At 50.4% G+C, this 14,641-nt stretch carries 18 protein-coding genes and 1 pseudogene; 10 read left to right on the top strand and 9 right to left on the bottom strand.

Annotation, left to right across the window (positions count from 1 at the left end):
- Window positions 1–390, top strand: a pseudogene (locus AACS18_RS22590) (SDR family NAD(P)-dependent oxidoreductase); the annotation flags it as partial.
- 90 nt (window positions 391–480) lie between these two features.
- Here the strand turns inward: AACS18_RS22590 and AACS18_RS22585 are convergent.
- A complete protein-coding gene (locus AACS18_RS22585) occupies window positions 481–1,356 on the bottom strand; it encodes an esterase/lipase family protein (protein WP_108613378.1) in 876 nt (291 codons plus the stop codon).
- Between the two features lie 170 nt (window positions 1,357–1,526).
- Between AACS18_RS22585 and AACS18_RS22580 the strand changes: the two genes are divergently transcribed.
- From AACS18_RS22580 to AACS18_RS22560, 5 genes are all read left to right on the top strand, one after another.
- Entirely contained in the window at window positions 1,527–1,829 is a 303-nt protein-coding gene (locus AACS18_RS22580) for a YebG family protein (RefSeq protein WP_108613377.1), read from the top strand.
- Window positions 1,830–2,209: 380 nt separating this feature from the next.
- The gene (locus AACS18_RS22575; RefSeq protein ID WP_181363358.1) at window positions 2,210–3,487 is read left to right on the top strand and encodes a tyrosine-type recombinase/integrase; all 1,278 of its coding nucleotides are present in this window, start codon (window positions 2,210–2,212) and stop codon (window positions 3,485–3,487) included.
- Between the two features lie 390 nt (window positions 3,488–3,877).
- Entirely contained in the window at window positions 3,878–4,216 is a 339-nt protein-coding gene (locus AACS18_RS22570; protein WP_005333109.1) for a hypothetical protein, read from the top strand.
- A 596-nt stretch (window positions 4,217–4,812) separates the two neighbouring features.
- Complete coding sequence (locus AACS18_RS22565; RefSeq protein WP_106844619.1) at window positions 4,813–5,247, top strand: hypothetical protein; 435 nt, start codon at window positions 4,813–4,815, stop codon at window positions 5,245–5,247.
- Window positions 5,248–5,279: 32 nt separating this feature from the next.
- Entirely contained in the window at window positions 5,280–5,567 is a 288-nt protein-coding gene (locus tag AACS18_RS22560; protein WP_108613375.1) for a hypothetical protein, read from the top strand.
- Between the two features lie 3 nt (window positions 5,568–5,570).
- Here the strand turns inward: AACS18_RS22560 and AACS18_RS22555 are convergent, their stop codons facing one another.
- Entirely contained in the window at window positions 5,571–5,795 is a 225-nt protein-coding gene (locus AACS18_RS22555) for a helix-turn-helix domain-containing transcriptional regulator (RefSeq protein ID WP_005905097.1), read from the bottom strand.
- A 40-nt stretch (window positions 5,796–5,835) separates the two neighbouring features.
- Between AACS18_RS22555 and AACS18_RS22550 the strand changes: the two genes are divergently transcribed.
- The 3 genes from AACS18_RS22550 (at window position 5,836) to AACS18_RS22545 (ending at window position 7,634) form a co-directional block, all read left to right on the top strand.
- Window positions 5,836–6,261 (top strand): DUF3653 domain-containing protein, encoded by a 426-nt coding sequence (locus tag AACS18_RS22550; RefSeq protein WP_258228798.1) that lies wholly within the window; start codon window positions 5,836–5,838, stop codon window positions 6,259–6,261.
- 112 nt (window positions 6,262–6,373) lie between these two features.
- Window positions 6,374–6,592, top strand: a complete 219-nt coding sequence (locus AACS18_RS23745; protein WP_108613374.1) for a YodC family protein — start codon at window positions 6,374–6,376, stop codon at window positions 6,590–6,592.
- Window positions 6,593–6,731: 139 nt separating this feature from the next.
- Window positions 6,732–7,634 carry a DUF2971 domain-containing protein gene (locus tag AACS18_RS22545; RefSeq protein ID WP_108613373.1) on the top strand — a complete coding sequence of 301 codons (903 nt, stop codon included), beginning with the start codon at window positions 6,732–6,734 and terminating at the stop codon, window positions 7,632–7,634.
- A 318-nt stretch (window positions 7,635–7,952) separates the two neighbouring features.
- On the opposite strand, the gene AACS18_RS22540 is transcribed toward AACS18_RS22545, so the two are convergent.
- From AACS18_RS22540 to AACS18_RS22510, 7 genes are all read right to left on the bottom strand, one after another.
- Window positions 7,953–9,155: a zonular occludens toxin family protein gene (locus AACS18_RS22540; protein WP_108613372.1), complete on the bottom strand. Its 1,203-nt coding sequence runs from the start codon at window positions 9,153–9,155 to the stop codon at window positions 7,953–7,955.
- Window positions 9,156–9,470: a DUF2523 family protein gene (locus tag AACS18_RS22535; protein ID WP_019446390.1), complete on the bottom strand. Its 315-nt coding sequence runs from the start codon at window positions 9,468–9,470 to the stop codon at window positions 9,156–9,158.
- 6 nt (window positions 9,471–9,476) lie between these two features.
- The gene (locus AACS18_RS22530) at window positions 9,477–10,922 is read right to left on the bottom strand and encodes a hypothetical protein (protein ID WP_146184822.1); all 1,446 of its coding nucleotides are present in this window, start codon (window positions 10,920–10,922) and stop codon (window positions 9,477–9,479) included.
- Between the two features lie 111 nt (window positions 10,923–11,033).
- Window positions 11,034–11,255, bottom strand: coding sequence for a Flexible pilin (locus tag AACS18_RS22525; protein WP_069526816.1), 222 nt, complete (start codon window positions 11,253–11,255; stop codon window positions 11,034–11,036).
- Between the two features lie 298 nt (window positions 11,256–11,553).
- Window positions 11,554–11,874: a hypothetical protein gene (locus AACS18_RS22520; protein WP_023583768.1), complete on the bottom strand. Its 321-nt coding sequence runs from the start codon at window positions 11,872–11,874 to the stop codon at window positions 11,554–11,556.
- A 34-nt stretch (window positions 11,875–11,908) separates the two neighbouring features.
- The gene (locus tag AACS18_RS22515; protein ID WP_108613370.1) at window positions 11,909–13,441 is read right to left on the bottom strand and encodes a replication initiation factor domain-containing protein; all 1,533 of its coding nucleotides are present in this window, start codon (window positions 13,439–13,441) and stop codon (window positions 11,909–11,911) included.
- A complete protein-coding gene (locus tag AACS18_RS22510; RefSeq protein WP_019446385.1) occupies window positions 13,428–13,679 on the bottom strand; it encodes a hypothetical protein in 252 nt (83 codons plus the stop codon). Before AACS18_RS22510 ends, AACS18_RS22515 begins: the two co-directional genes overlap by 14 nt.
- A 124-nt stretch (window positions 13,680–13,803) precedes the next feature.
- On the opposite strand from AACS18_RS22510, the gene AACS18_RS22505 reads away from it, so the two are divergent.
- On the top strand, window positions 13,804–14,184 hold the full coding sequence (locus AACS18_RS22505; RefSeq protein WP_108613369.1) for a DUF3693 domain-containing protein: 381 nt from the start codon (window positions 13,804–13,806) through the stop codon (window positions 14,182–14,184).
- Window positions 14,185–14,641: the final 457 nt, after the last annotated feature.

The raw sequence follows: 14,641 nt of genomic DNA, 5'->3' as shown, positions 1-14,641 counted from the left end.
GCCTATGTTGCCTCCAAGTCGGCCCTCGATGCCTGGGTGCGTACCGCCGCCTCCGAGTTTGCCGATAAAGGGGTCAGCTTCTCCATCATCAATATGCCGCTGGTGAAAACACCGATGGTCGCGCCGACCAAGGTCTATGAGCAGGTACCGATGATGACGCCGGAAGAGGCGGCCGATCTGGTGTGCGATACCATCATCAACAAGCATGTGCGACTGGCCACACGCCTCGGGGTGTTTGGTCAGGTGGTGCATGCCCTGGCACCGCGCGTCGCCCAGGTCATCATGAACACCAGCTTCCGCACCTTTGCCGATCCCAAGGACGGCGACAAGTCCAAAGCGACCGCCGATCAGGTTGCCGTCTCGACCCTGATCAAGGGTATCCACTTCTAACCAGGTGATGGGATAAAGAGATCAACAGGGGCCTGAGCAATCAGGCCCCTGTTTTATTTGGAATAACAGTTGAAGGACGAATAAGGAGAGTCAGACTCGGGACAGCAGATCAAGCAGCAGATCTGTCGTACGACGGGAGTAGAGCAGAGAGAGATGGCCAATGGCGGGCAACTCGATATCTTCCATTCCCGCCAATCGTTGCCGCTCCTGCGGCATCACCACATTGTCGTGACTGGTGCGCACCGAGATGCCGGGTACGCAGAGAGGAACCGAGGCGAAACGCTGCAACCAGCCGGAACCGGGTTCCATCTCGCGGGCATTGGCCCCAAGCCCAAGGGCGGCAAGCTGACTGCCCTGATGAGGCGTAGCCAGCGTGATCAGGCGCGCGACCTTGTCACCCCCATGGATAGCCAGATAGTCGCGGCAGACGAGCCCCCCCATGCTGTGACCGACCAGCACCAGCTTGTCAGCCCCGGTTTGCGCGAGCACATCGTCAATTCGCTTGGCCAGTAGCGGCACCATCTCATCGATATGACCAAATGGTGGCATCAGGGTAATGGTGGCGACCACATGGCCTACAGTCTCCATTCGGGTACGCTGGGTGCGCCAGATCCCGCGACTGCAACCGTAACCATGCACCAGCAATACGGGGCGCTGGCATGGACGCAGCCGATCGGGTGCCATCAGCAAAGGCTCGAACGGTAGCAACAAGGTGAAGGTGTAGAGGTAGGCCAACATCTCCTGCGCCATCATCTTCACCCTGCGCCAGGGGCCGATAGCCGGGGAGGGGTAGAAGCGGGTAAACAGCCAGCTGCCGAGCACCACCAGACAGCGCAAACCCAGTAGGGCAAACACCACAAACAGCAGGGTTAGCAACCAGGGAAGTCCCACGACCAGGTGGGCGATGCTCCCGAGGAGCAGCACCTCAACCATCAGCAGGATAAACAGGTGTCGTACGATCGTCATAAGGCCATGATCCGACCAGTCAGGCGTGGAAGTCAAATGGCACTTTGAGACAGCTTGATCCAGCGCGGCTTTTGTCGCTAAACCCCGGCGAACTCTTTTCCGATGAGGTTATTTGCAATACTGTATATCCGTACATATACTCTATCCATCATCACCAAGAGGAGGCCATCATGGCTGTCGAGATCAAATATGTGGTTGTTCGTGGGGGAGTGGAAAAAATGACCTTTGCCAGCAAAAAAGAGGCCGATGCCTATGACAAGCTGCTGGATACGGCCGATGAGTTGATGACCCTGTTGGCTGGCGCCCCGATCGAGCTGGCACCAGAACAGCAAGAGAGTCTGGCATTCTACCTGGCAGAGCAGCGCGATGTGCTGCAAACCCTGCTGCGCGGCGGCAAGGTTCAGGCAGGCACGAAAGAGGAAGAGGCTCCAGCAGTCAAGCGCAAGGAGAAGCCACTCAAGCAGGTGGCCTGATTGCCCAAGCCTGCTATTTCTCGGGATAAACAGCTTTCATCATTCACTTTACTTGCATTTAAAACCACTTTTACGGCTATTTACCCCGAGAATTTTTTAACAACGGTGCATATCCAATGCATAACTGAATAGCGTGCACCACTGAACGACATCAGCCAGATCTATGAGGAAATAATGAGCAAACAGTGGAGAGAACGTTATCCAGATCGCTCCCGGTTACCTTAATCAGCAACAACAAGAGGCAGTACCAATCCCAACAGAAGCCGCATTCATCTATCACGAGCCCTTTTCTATCAACTCGGCTCACAGGCTCATATCGATTCATCTCAGCATCAACAAGCAACACCATGACTCAACAACCATTATCCTTACCGCCAGCCATGCCGCTGTTTGACAGCCTTATCTATCTGGAAGCTGGCAATTCTCAGGTCAATCAGTACCTTGCCAACCTCAGCCTCAACGATGTACCCGATGCCGGTCTGGTTTACGAACTGGCGGTCGATTGGCTGCTGGAGCAGCGCAACAGCGAAAACAACTACAAAACCTATCGCAGCGAACTGACCACTTTTTTGCACTGGTGCTTTCGCGAGGCGGCCATCAGCCCGAAAGATCTCACTCGCCGCATCATGATCCGCTATCTCGACTACTGTCAGTCCCCCCCTGACGAGTTGATCGCCTATCGCAACGTAGCGCAGTTTATCCTCGACAAGGAGTGGGGAGAGCGGTTGCCCAACCCGCAATGGCGTCCGTTTTTGGGCAAACGGGAACTGGGCCGCTCCTTGCCCTATCGCCTGAGCGAGCAGGCGATGAAGACCAAGCTCGCCATCTTGTCGGCCTTCTTCCAGTTTCTGATCCAGGAGGAGTACATGGACAGGAATCCCGCTCTGCTACTGCAGCGGGTCAAACGGCCGCAACAGCAGGAGGCAGATGAAGAGGTGCAGGCCTTCAGCGAGTTGCAGTGGTCATACGTGATGCAGGCTGCTGATACCCTTGCCAACGACCATCCGGAGCAGCACGAGCGCAGCCGTTTTCTAACCATTCTGATGTATGCCTGCTATCTGCGAATCTCTGAAGTTGCAGCCCGGCCGGGCTTTACCCCTGTGATGGGGCAGTTCAGGCGGGATCGCAAAACCGGCGTCTGGGGCTACTTTATTCCGCAAAGCAAAGGGGGCAAACGGCGTACCGTAGCGGTATCCCAAGCACTGTTGGCGGCACTCGAACGCTACCGCCGCTTCCTCGGTCTCTCTCCCTTGCCGACACCGGATGAACAGACGCCACTGTTCGTTCGCCATAAAGCGGCAGCCCACGGCCGCGAGCAGGGGGAGATCAACGCCAACCTCGGCATTCGCCAGCTACGGGATTTGATCATGGTGATCATCGGTAAAGGGGCAGAATTGGCAGAGCAGGATGGATTTGCCCAGGATGCAGCCGAAATGCGGCAACTCTCTCCCCATGCGATCCGCCATACCGGGATCACCCATGACATCAATCTGCACGGGCGACCGCTCTCCCACGTACAGGCCGATGCAGGACATGACAGCATCGACACCACTTCGAAATACCTGCACACCAGCAACAGTGAACGACATGAGAGCGCCCAGCAAAAGCCGCTGGACCGACTGAACCAACAAATGAGAGATAACGTTCACAAAAGCTAACGAACAATGTGACATGACCCTGATTTGTATTGACTGCTCTTAGAACACAGAATGGCTTGTTTGGGGTGTCATAGAAGTTGGCGCGGCAATGTTGTACTTCTCTGGATGGCAATCGGTTCAGGAAATATTTTTGGCTCACAAGGATGATTCAGAACAGGTACCTTGCCATCTGCGGCATACATATTTATCCCGTAGCAGAGAAGCAAAAAGCGAAATTGCTTGCTGAAACACCGAGACCACCCGATGCCGAAAGCTAAGTAACATACCGGAAGCAATCATATTCGGTTGAACAGCGCCTTGTTATCACACTTGCATATCCAGTCATCATTGGTGATATTGATATTGATATTGATATTGATATCAATATCAACGAAATACCAAGGAGCGGGTATGCAAGTGGCAGTGGTGGAAAAGACCTTCAGGATCGTTGGCAAAGGGTCGCTCATGGCCCAGTTCACCTTTATCTCTTCAGGCACACTGCATATCTGGTTTCCGGATGTGGGCCTGCAGATGGAGGCCCACTGCAAAGAGTTGCGTATCGAAGATTGCACCATTATCTATACCAATGGCCTCCATCATGGCCAGCCCAGAGCACTCTGGTCCTTAACCCTCCATCCCGATGATATGAACGAGCTCAAACGTATATTGCAGCAGTTCAACAGCAACCTCTACTTGACCTGCCAGCCACCCACATTGGCCATCGCCAAACGTGCCTTGAATATGAATTGACCCGACTTCCAAAAAAGTCGCAATCATGCCAGCCACAACAATAAGCCGTGAGGATTAAGGGGAGGGGAATCTATCGCGATAATCGGCATTTTTATGGCTGCTTTACAAGAAGGAGTATCAATATTTCTAGAAAGAGACCTCTCAAGTAGGGGACAGATATTTCTAAGAATATTCATTGTAATAACGAGGGTTATAACTGTGAAAATCAAATATAACGTTCAATTAGTGAGGGGGATTCCGCACAACGTATTGATTTAATAGTGGACTTTTGTCTCAAAATGGGACATTTCGGTGATGTGGGGCAGGGCGGTTGACTGTGTTATTCTGTTATCGCTGCAAGAGCATCTGCAGGGGGAATCAACCAGATATCGTCCTTCTGCTTTGGGCAGTCAGATCGCTGGAGGTCTGTGTGTAGCCTCGATCCTGATCGATTTCCGAACCTTTAAGCTAAGGAAAGGCTGCGGGCTACTGTTTTCAACAAGGCTTGTTATCTCTGACAATGATGCCGATAAACATGGTTATCGGCATCTGCTCTCACTTGCGATCTATTTATACCCAGTTCACCATATGGAGCTCATCACAAAGGAGCTCAGGATATGGCTACCAAATTACCAAAACGACAGCTGAGAGCTAAAAACAAGGCCAAGGCTGCACGAGTAAAAAAACAGCAAGAGATCGAGCGCGGTGCATGGACGAACTCAGTGATCCATGATTTGGTTCATGTCCAGGAGCCACTGCTTAGCCTATTTGCAACATTACCTGAACCAGACGATGACTTTAGTTATATCGTGCCGATCGTGGACTACTCGTTGTCTCAGCATGTTGAAAAAGGTAGCGATGGCGATGAGCTGGTTGATGACATAGCTATGCTAGCTGCAACCTATGTAAACATGGGGTGCTTTGGCAATGGCACGTTTACTATCGGTCAGCAGCATGAACTATTCATGAGTTTCTTGCTCAACCCAACATTCATGAATGTCTTACTCACACGCCTCAAGTATCTTCAAGAATTGAATCTAGAGCAGGCCTGACCGCAATATGCCAACGACGCAACGGAGAAACCATGAAACCTGAAGCTAATGTTTTCGATCCGCTGCGTCAGTTGCTTGAGCTGGCCATTGCCGACATCGAGCAAGGCCGGTCTTATAGACTGGATGAGGCGCTGTCGGCTCTTACACAACGCAGGCCTATACCTGAGCCGTCAGGCTCACGTGACTGGGACAGTTTTTTTGATTCCGAACCGGCATCCGCAGATTTTCTGACTGAGCGCGAGGATGTTATCACCGAGGAGTGTGAGCCCGACTTGGGCGAACTGCCGCCAGATGCACTGACCAACCAATCAGGTGAATGATCTTTAACTGTTGGTGGCATTGGGATCACACTGGGCCAGCAGTTCTTCCAGTGTGTAGCGCGGTTTGCCACGTAGTTTAGCGCGAGCACGCTCCACATCATCAAACGCTGCAGTCAGTAGCGCTGGATCGCCATCTTCAAGCGCTGCTTGCAGATAAGCAACCATATCGGCCTCAGTGGCCAAGCAGTCAACCGCATCAAAACGGCTCCATTGCTCAGTTCTCTTCATTCCGTCCTCCTGCATCCGTCATTGCGCATAATGCGACGTTTTGTTAAATGCCCATCCGAAACTCGCCGATAAGCCAATCCACGCAATTTTGCTGGTTTATCAGGTATTTACTTGGATGGAACGAGAGTTGACCAAAAACTTCATTTTTCGTTGGTTTGAGTGCGGTTTATCAATTGAAGAGACGGCCAATCTTTGTTTTGTTTCTGTGAGGCAGGTCACATATTGGGATAAGGGCAAAGAGATCCCACCTGCCTATAAACGGCTGATGCGTATGGCTTCGGGTAGAGAGTTGCCCACTATCTGGAAGGAGTGGGAAGGCTGGCGTATGAAGAATGATTGCCTTGTATCACCGACAGGAGTCACCTACGACAGGCGAAGGCTGGAGGCCATAGCCATCATCCAAGCGGAGAGATCCGAACGGCAGATGGCAGCGTACTACTGGAGAAAGAAGCTAGGAATCAGCTAAGAGAATGGGGATAGATGACGTGATTTTTAGGTAGCGAATACTTGCAGCGCTTTCCATTTGCGTCTATTAATTAGTGAAATTGCGCTTGATCTAGATCAAGTAAGGAGTAGCTATGAGCTTCAGGATAGGTGACTACGTTCAGTTAAGAGACACTGATGGGCCCTGTATGACAGTCATTGGTGCAGCTCACAGCAGACGTTTGATGTGCTGCTGGTTTGATGGCCATGAGCTACAAGAAGCAATCGTGCTCAATGACTCTCTTGTCACTTGCGAACACTTAGATGCGAACGCAACAGTACTTCAAGGTATCTTGAGCTTCAACGATCTTTAGCTACATCACATTGTTAAATCAACCTCAGGGGGCTCAGGCCCCCTTTTTATTGACTTAAGACACAAAAAAGAGGGGTTCCGAAGGGGGAGGGGTAGAGGTAGAATTCCCCCCGTATTACTACACGGGGGGGGACTAAACTATGACTATTTATTACAAATATTACAGCAGCTTTTTCGAAAGCCTCATATTAGAACCAACAATTAAACTATCATCACCGATCCATTTAAATGATCCATTTGAAAAAACAATTTCAGATCTAATCCTAACGCAATTCAAAGATTTAACACTAGAAGAAATAGACAAAACGTATACTGAGGACATAAAGAGAACATGCGAACATTTAATATCGACATTAGGGATAATATCTTTAACTGAAAGTCATAGCAATTTATTGATGTGGGCTCACTACGGGAATAACCACAAAGGTGTTTGTATTGGATACGATGAAAAATTTTTAATGACATCAGACAAAAACAAATTCACCACAAATAATCTACTCATAAAAAAGCCATTAAAAGTAAACTATGATAGAACTAGATTTGATATATATACAGAAAAATTCAGCGCAACAGATAGTTACGGATTATTAAAGGCAGTGTTATTAAAGACACTGACTACCAAAAGTGATGACTGGCTTTATGAAAAAGAACATAGATGCATAGTACCAATAGAATTGTATGACAAACTATTAATTAAAGAACCATCAGTAAAAAATGAAAGCGACAATTACTTCGTTATCAGAAGTGCAATAGCACGTGGACAACTTAAAAAGAAAGATGGGATTTATTACCCCCAAAAGACCGAAAATAATGGACTTTTAGAATTTCTTAGCACGATTGATGAAGTCAGTGTTTTAAAAATAATATCTGAAAAACATATTTCATCAATATTTATTGGCTGCGAGGCCAGCGAAAGAACTACGAATCAAATTAAAGACATAATCAAAGAAAACAAAAAAAAGCTGGGACATATAAATATCTTTAAACATGACAAGCATTCAGAAAGATTCGAGTTAATTCCCAATAAAATCACCCCTTTTTAAAAATCAAAAATCCCTCTTTAGTGCGCTGTAGCGTTTCCTTCCCTCAATGTTGGAAAGCCTTAAAAGCCGGTTTAGCAGGGAAGGGGGGGATCCAGTCTCTGGGGTAGATGGGCGTGTTCCGCCGCGAGGCATTTGGAGGTCAAATGGACAGCAGAGGGCGGCTTGTAGGGGCTACCGCCCCTGTTCTTTGTGGCATTAACAGCCATATTTAACATAAATATCCGCGTTACGCAGTTAGCATAAAACTGCCGCGCTATCGCTTGCCCGCCAGCTCGTTCAGTACAGCGAAAAGATGCTGTACTTCAGAGCCGGCTCTAATTATGTCCGGTCATCACTTGGTTTGTTTTTGGTATCACCGCCAGCAAAGAGGGCAGCATTGTATTTACGGCGCAGGGCGTCACCCTCTGGATCACAGTAAACGTCAACAGGCTTGCCCTGATACTTCACCACAGCATGGCAGGCGCTCATAGCATCTACACTAGCCAGTTGATCCGGCCAGTCGTCACTGTAAACAGGTTGCACATCGTCACCCTTGCGCAGGGCAAAGCAATACTCGACCCGATATGATCCCCGTTCATCCTTTACCAAAACATGACAGCTGATGATCAGCTTGTGCCCCGCAAACGGCCCTACAGAAAGAACCCCGCTATCAGACGCAACAGGAGCGCCGCTAGGACGTACCCCAGCAGTGGGCGAAGCACCCACCGCCCCAGTAGTCGCAGAAGCGGCAGGAGAGGGCACAGGGGCCTTACTAGGCTTATCAATAAATTCCGGCTTGATGAGGCCAAAATAGAGACAGAATCCAATAACACCCAGAAAAAACAGAATTTTAGGATCTCGCAGAATCGAGCTACCCGCGATTGTATCCGTGACTTGGCCTGTTGTAGTTGAGTCGTAGAGTTTGAAAACATAGTTGGGCACCTTGTTGAATGGCTTGGCCTGCAATACATCGGACATGGACGCGCCGCTGTTGTCTGCCAGATGCAAGACGGTTTTGTAACGCTTCCCAAAGCCCAATATCTTCATATTGGTGTGTCTGATCGCCGTCTCTGACGCGGCCCTGATCACGGCGTGAACCTTCTTGATGTTCGGGGTGGTAAAGACAAAATCCCAGTTGTGGTGACGGTGCATATCAAAGGCAACGTCTATGGTTTCCGGTCGCCCGTCAGCCTTGGCGACTTCCGGCCCACCCGGATAATCGAGTCGGTCTAGGTCGCTCTGTCGCCATGCAGGCGGAAAGATCCGCTGCACTTCATCGACCAGAAAGAACACCCCCTTCGGTGCCCAGTGGTAGAAGCGGGCCAAGTGGTCGCGGCCCTCTTGGGCTTCCGTGTCGATGTAAGTCACCTTGAACTCATCGGGCACAGCCTTACCCAGTACCTCTTTGCAGCGTTCGGCGGTGAACCCGCGAACGTTGGTGATGATGTGGCGGCCTGCCTTGATGGCGGGGATCACATCGGTGTGGATAGCCCCTGATGATTTGTAAGAGCCTGGCGCCCCGTGGTGGATCTTGATGGACATTTACCACCCCATAATGTTCAGCAGGAAGCGAGTAACGAAGGCTTGCGTCAGGATGGCGAGCCCCTTATCCAGATGGATAAAGAGCAGCATCGAGCGAAAGTCGGCGGGGAGGGCATTAAAGGATTGGGAGATCATTTCACTAAAGTGAACGTTCACCAAAATCTGCTTGGCAACGTCCCATGTGAAGGTGAGCATAAACAACTTAAACTCAACCCATTGCACCGCCATTCTGATTGCCAGCCATGCACCGAACTGCACCGCCAGTTGATATATATCGTTGAAGAACGAATTAAAGAACTCACCAAGCCATTCCATGACGTGTTACCTCTTAAATACAATTGCGAACGCAATGAAGTAGAAAATAAACATCATCAGTGCGGCGATGATGTTCCAATATTCTTTTGCAGGTGGACAAACGCGATAGTCTTTTCCGCCATAAGTGAAGAAGTCGAAGCACTCGATAACCCCAGCAGAGCCGGAAAGCTGAAAATCAAAAATATCCCTGACTTCATCGCCAATATCTTTGTATTTATCAGAGATGGCCTTGTTTGCCTCATCCAGTTTCTTTTGAATGGCTGCCACATCAAAGAAACAGTCATTACCAGAACATGTTGAAGAATACTTAGCCTCTTTCACAGAAAGCGGGTTATCCCCAGAGCCTGGCAGCTTGGAGTAATCAATACTGGAACCATCACCACCAGAGCCACCGCCAGCCTCGCCGGATGCCAGCTGGCGCTGCAACTCATAGAAAGCCTGCAACAGATCACTAGAGTTATTGGCAGTCGTGCCGCCTGTTCTGCTTATATTGTCATTGATAGCCTCAAGCATATTGAACAGCTGTTCTTGATTGGGCGAACCAGTAGAGCCGCCAGTAGAACCACCGCCCGTTGATCCACCACCAGAAGAACCTGACGACATTTGCTCCATCAGCTGACGTATGGCGTAAACATTACCGGCCATGCCATTACGACCCAAAGCACCCTCAATAGCAGCCAAATGGCCTTTAACATCGCTCATCTTGAAATCAATGTTATTCAAAGAGCCATAACGCATGGAATCCAAAGTGCCAAAAAGCTTATCCTCAAATTCCTTTGAAAGATTGCCGCCAGTACCAGCCGCACCTGAAGCAGCCCCAGAGGAAGAATCAAGTTTACTGATCTTCTCTAAATAATCATTGGACGTATTAATACGCCCCATGATATCCATGAGGGTACTTTTTGAATAAAAGGTTTCGTTAGCTGTTCGTTCAAGATGATAAAGCGCAGTTTTCATATCCCGAGAAAATGACTCGGCACTATGAGCAATAGAATTAAGATTGCCAGAATCCTGTTTAGAACCTTCAACAACCTGACGCAGAGCAACACCAAGGTTTTTATTTAGTTTAGCAACAGCCCCCGAAACAGATGTTCCGGTGGCATCACCAATAACTGGTTCAAAATCAAGCCAGCCAGCAATCGGTTTAGTGCCAGAAGGGCCTTCATCTGGCGTATTGCCACTGCCATCTGAATCGCCGTTGCCACTACCATTCTCGGTAATACTGCAAGCCGTTCCGGTAGTCTCTACTGGCCCCTTGGTATTTGCCAGCGGCAACTCTACACACACACCATTACAAGCAACCAAACAGCCACCAAGCTGAGAGCCTTCAAATTTAAGACAAACAGGCAATGGAGTTGCCATCGTGACGTTACCCAATTGCACACCGACAGGACAACCCGCAATAGCAAATGCCGCCGATGGAAATAACAGAAAAAGCCAACCTAAGCGCACACAGCCCCCAATATAAAAAAGGCGACCGGAGCCGCCTTAAATAGAGAAGGATGTTCGCCATCCCTCGACAAAGAACAAAAACCAGAGCGTCCCGATAAGCAGGGACATGGTTTAGGCTTTACGGATCAGGGAAATCACGATACCTGTAGCGGTCACCAGTGCGACAACCAGCAACACCTTGGGAGAGGTGGCAGTTACGTCAGCCTGTGCGGCCTCCATCGCTTTACCTGCTGCATCAGCAAGTCCGGTTCCCTCGGCCATTGCCGCATTGGCAGACAGACCACACACAGCCGCAATGCAAGCATTACGGAACAAGCCTGATACTTTTTTCATTATTTTATCCTCGTTTTGCACCAACAATTACACGGGCAATCGCGCCCAATTTCACACCCAAGACCCAGACAGCAAGGCCAGAGCCAAAGGCAATCCCCACAGTGGATATATCGAACTGGAACCAGTTTGATATATCCGTGAGTCTGGAATGCTCCTGCACAGTCAGGAGCACATATTTACAAGCATCCCCCTCGGATAATCGAGCATATCCCTCGGAGGTAATATCTAGACAAAGCATTATCGCGCCCTCGTCGTCGCTCGCTGCGCGCTCTCGCTCCTCCTCCTCGGTGCGCGGCGGTTATACCGGCTTTTTGTTAGGCTGGAAGCCAACAACCACATTTCGGGTCGGATTCTGGGGATCTGCTTCAAGCACAAGATCAATGGCAACCAGCTTGGGGCAGTCGGCCATTTCTTTGATAGTCGCCGCATCATTACGAAGGGCCAGTTGGCGAACTTCATAACCCCATGAGTGGATATTGCACTCGGGCTTATTGACGTTATTTGCCGGAGCCAGATATTCCACTTGCGCGAAGTCATAAGGGACAGGAGCGCCAGATTTACGGGACACACCATAACCATGAGTAACACGAGTTACCAAAACACCAGTGAGCAGGGACATAATATTTACCTCGTTGAAGAACCTGATTTATAGGTCAAACTAAACAATGCTCACCCGATATAAACTCGGGTGGTAGCGGCATTCTTAACCGCGCTGGAATATCATCTTCTTTAAGATGCGCTGTTAATTGGTGAACAATCGTTTCAGGGGCGAGCCCCTCAACACTTGCTAACCAATTAACAAGGCGGCCCGCCATCCGAGACATATGAAAAACTGCATTGTCCCGACTGGTCTTGAACTTGTTTTTAAACGTGGTCACACGTACCGGAACAGATTCCGACTGTTTAATAGCATCAAGCCATTTGGCAAATTGTGGATACATCCCAGCGAAATAAGGGTCGGGATTAATCAATACATCGAGCGGTATTATCCGGTCTTTATTGTGTAACTCGCCTTCGGCGCGTACCCAATTTGGGTTCTCTGCCGATTGCATCTGTTTACCCTTTTCGTATACCCGAGCACATTTACCGTTGATCCGGCTGCCCACATAAAAAGAACAGCCCTTGGTCGGTGCCATGCCAAACCGCTTTACGATGCCCTTGGCAATCTCGGATATGACGAACTCGCCGGATTCGATTTTCATCCACGCTGGAGCACGGCCCCGCTCTGGGTGAAACTCGCCAGCCTGAGCGCCATCAATGGCCCCCTGATAACTGATCACCTCACCGCTGTAGTCATCGAGCGCCAAATCCACCCGAGTGATACGAACAGACGGAATGTGAGAGATAACAGAGTGCAAAGCCTGCATATCGAGGGCGGCACAACCCACGCCGGAAAAACTCACCATGCAACCGTGGTTGGCAGCCCCCCAACCAATCAGGCCACAGGGGAGGCCATCACACAGCAGGTCGGCCGAGTTGGCGTAACCATGCAGACCGGAGCGGCGAGGGCGCATAGTGAAACGAGGCTCGGGGATAGGCACCCCGATCTTGGTGTTCAGTTCTTCCAGCCACAGTTCGATCTCGGAACAGCAGAGGGCATCGAGAAATTGCACCCCGTAGCAGTCGATCAAATCGTTGTAGGCTTCCCAATACTTGGCACCCTCGACCACCTCGAACTGGGAGAACTTGAGCAGGGATGCGCAGACAGCTTTAAGCTCTTTGCGCATGTCGGCCCGAGAACGGTAGTTAGAGTGCAAGGCCCGCTCCATCATTTCGGTCATGGAAGGGGTAAAGACGGGGGCAGGGGACTTGACCACACCCTTGAGGCTCAACCGCTCGGTGGCCTTGTCGTAGACACGCGCCGCAGTAGGGGCAGGGGTTGCACCCAACCGCTGCGCCTTCTCACAGAGCCGCTCTGACACCTTGTCGAAGTGGGTGAGGGGAGCGAAACCGACCGGACGCTTCCACAGGTAACGCAGACCCTCGACAGCAGGCTCAGAGAACGCCGCTTGCAGGGCTTTTACCTTGGTGTCAAAGCGCGGGATAGCCTTCAAGAGCGCACCTTGTTTGGCAAGCTCGGTCATCTGGCGCAACTCGGTCGGCGCCCAGGTGAAGGACAGATAATCGATCAGGGTTTTGGTGCCGATAACGCTATTTATCGGCATCACGGAATTATGACCAGTCATCGAAAAAGACTCCCTGATCATAGAAACCTTGCCATGTGTCCTCGGTCACTTCGACCAGCTCGAACACGGTATCGGGGTACGTCATGGACAGATAGACCCGCAGCTCATGCAGATCCCGAAACATCTCAACCTGACCCGCGACACAGGCGGAGAGATCGCCGGTCGGTTCAGCCTGCCAATAGACCTTGCGCTCTATGAGCGCAGGCAGATCTTGGTTTTGTGGGCTAGAGTAGGTCATAGATCAATCACTTGATTAGGTTGGCAAGTGGCATTTGATCAATTTCGCAAGTAAGTTTCAACGGGCTTTTTTAGGCCAAAAATGGTTATGATACGGCCATTGATAAAGTGAGGAGTTAAGAAAAATGGACTCTAAATCGTTGATCGAGGCTTACATGAGAGCCAAAAAATTCACCCAGTTTCAGGAAGTCGCCGCTGACTTGGGTTTCACGCAATCTCACATATCACGCTTTACCAGAGGCAAAGCGCAACTCACTGATGCAACAGCAAAAAAGATTGCCGAGGCTGTCGGCCTTGATGTCAAAGAAGTCATGCTAAGCCTTGCAGCAGCCAGAGAAGAAGATCCCGAGCTAAAACAGGCTTGGTATGACATTTTAGCGAGGTACTCAAAAAGCACAGGCACGGCTGTAGCCCTTGCGGTTGCTATGTTCCTGACCCCTAGCCACGGGCCTGACAACACTGCGCATAATGTCCAGTGTTTATGTTTAGCGCTGCCGGCCTGCTAACCTGCGAAGCAGCAGGACGCCCGAAGGGGCGTTGAATATAAACCGCATTATGCGCAGCCGTACCTATCCCCCCAGAACCCCCACCAAACAGCACCAGATAGACGTAGCTCGCCTTTCTTCGGAGGGGTAGGGACGTACACGCCCTGGGGGATGCGCTTGCGCGCCCCGGGGGCGGGGACGGCCCGACCCTCGGGGTCGGCGAAGCCACGAACTCTAACTGTGGCTTGGACTCCGAGAGCCGGACGCATCAGCGGGCTAATCTTTTATGTTTTTCAATGGGTTATTGCATATATGGCGGGAAAAACTTTCATTCATCCATTTTCTCGTTGTGGCTTATCAGAACCCACCCCCTTATCAGCTTTCTAAGTGCAGCCCGATCTTCGTCAGGCAATTCGTCAATGGCCTTCGTCATGAAGTCCATGGTCTTCGATGACTCACCGTAAACGATCTCCTCAAT

The organism is Aeromonas sp. HMWF015 (assembly GCF_963878965.1).
GTDB lineage: Bacteria > Pseudomonadota > Gammaproteobacteria > Enterobacterales > Aeromonadaceae > Aeromonas > Aeromonas veronii.
Note: the sequence above shows the minus strand (reverse complement) of the source record. Positions and strands in the feature narration are given on the sequence as shown.

Excerpts from the sequence above, each read along its gene's own strand:
- AACS18_RS22585 (WP_108613378.1), bottom strand. The coding sequence starts at position 1,356 with ATGACGATCGTACGACACCTGTTTATCCTGCTGATGGTTGAGGTGCTG.
- AACS18_RS22580 (WP_108613377.1), top strand. The coding sequence starts at position 1,527 with ATGGCTGTCGAGATCAAATATGTGGTTGTTCGTGGGGGAGTGGAAAAA.
- AACS18_RS22575 (WP_181363358.1), top strand. The coding sequence starts at position 2,210 with ATGCCGCTGTTTGACAGCCTTATCTATCTGGAAGCTGGCAATTCTCAG.
- AACS18_RS22570 (WP_005333109.1), top strand. The coding sequence starts at position 3,878 with ATGCAAGTGGCAGTGGTGGAAAAGACCTTCAGGATCGTTGGCAAAGGG.
- AACS18_RS22565 (WP_106844619.1), top strand. The coding sequence starts at position 4,813 with ATGGCTACCAAATTACCAAAACGACAGCTGAGAGCTAAAAACAAGGCC.
- AACS18_RS22560 (WP_108613375.1), top strand. The coding sequence starts at position 5,280 with ATGAAACCTGAAGCTAATGTTTTCGATCCGCTGCGTCAGTTGCTTGAG.
- AACS18_RS22555 (WP_005905097.1), bottom strand. The coding sequence starts at position 5,795 with ATGAAGAGAACTGAGCAATGGAGCCGTTTTGATGCGGTTGACTGCTTG.
- AACS18_RS23745 (WP_108613374.1), top strand. The coding sequence starts at position 6,374 with ATGAGCTTCAGGATAGGTGACTACGTTCAGTTAAGAGACACTGATGGG.
- AACS18_RS22545 (WP_108613373.1), top strand. The coding sequence starts at position 6,732 with ATGACTATTTATTACAAATATTACAGCAGCTTTTTCGAAAGCCTCATA.
- AACS18_RS22540 (WP_108613372.1), bottom strand. The coding sequence starts at position 9,155 with ATGTCCATCAAGATCCACCACGGGGCGCCAGGCTCTTACAAATCATCA.
- AACS18_RS22535 (WP_019446390.1), bottom strand. The coding sequence starts at position 9,470 with ATGGAATGGCTTGGTGAGTTCTTTAATTCGTTCTTCAACGATATATAT.
- AACS18_RS22525 (WP_069526816.1), bottom strand. The coding sequence starts at position 11,255 with ATGAAAAAAGTATCAGGCTTGTTCCGTAATGCTTGCATTGCGGCTGTG.
- AACS18_RS22520 (WP_023583768.1), bottom strand. The coding sequence starts at position 11,874 with ATGTCCCTGCTCACTGGTGTTTTGGTAACTCGTGTTACTCATGGTTAT.
- AACS18_RS22515 (WP_108613370.1), bottom strand. The coding sequence starts at position 13,441 with ATGACTGGTCATAATTCCGTGATGCCGATAAATAGCGTTATCGGCACC.
- AACS18_RS22510 (WP_019446385.1), bottom strand. The coding sequence starts at position 13,679 with ATGACCTACTCTAGCCCACAAAACCAAGATCTGCCTGCGCTCATAGAG.
- AACS18_RS22505 (WP_108613369.1), top strand. The coding sequence starts at position 13,804 with ATGGACTCTAAATCGTTGATCGAGGCTTACATGAGAGCCAAAAAATTC.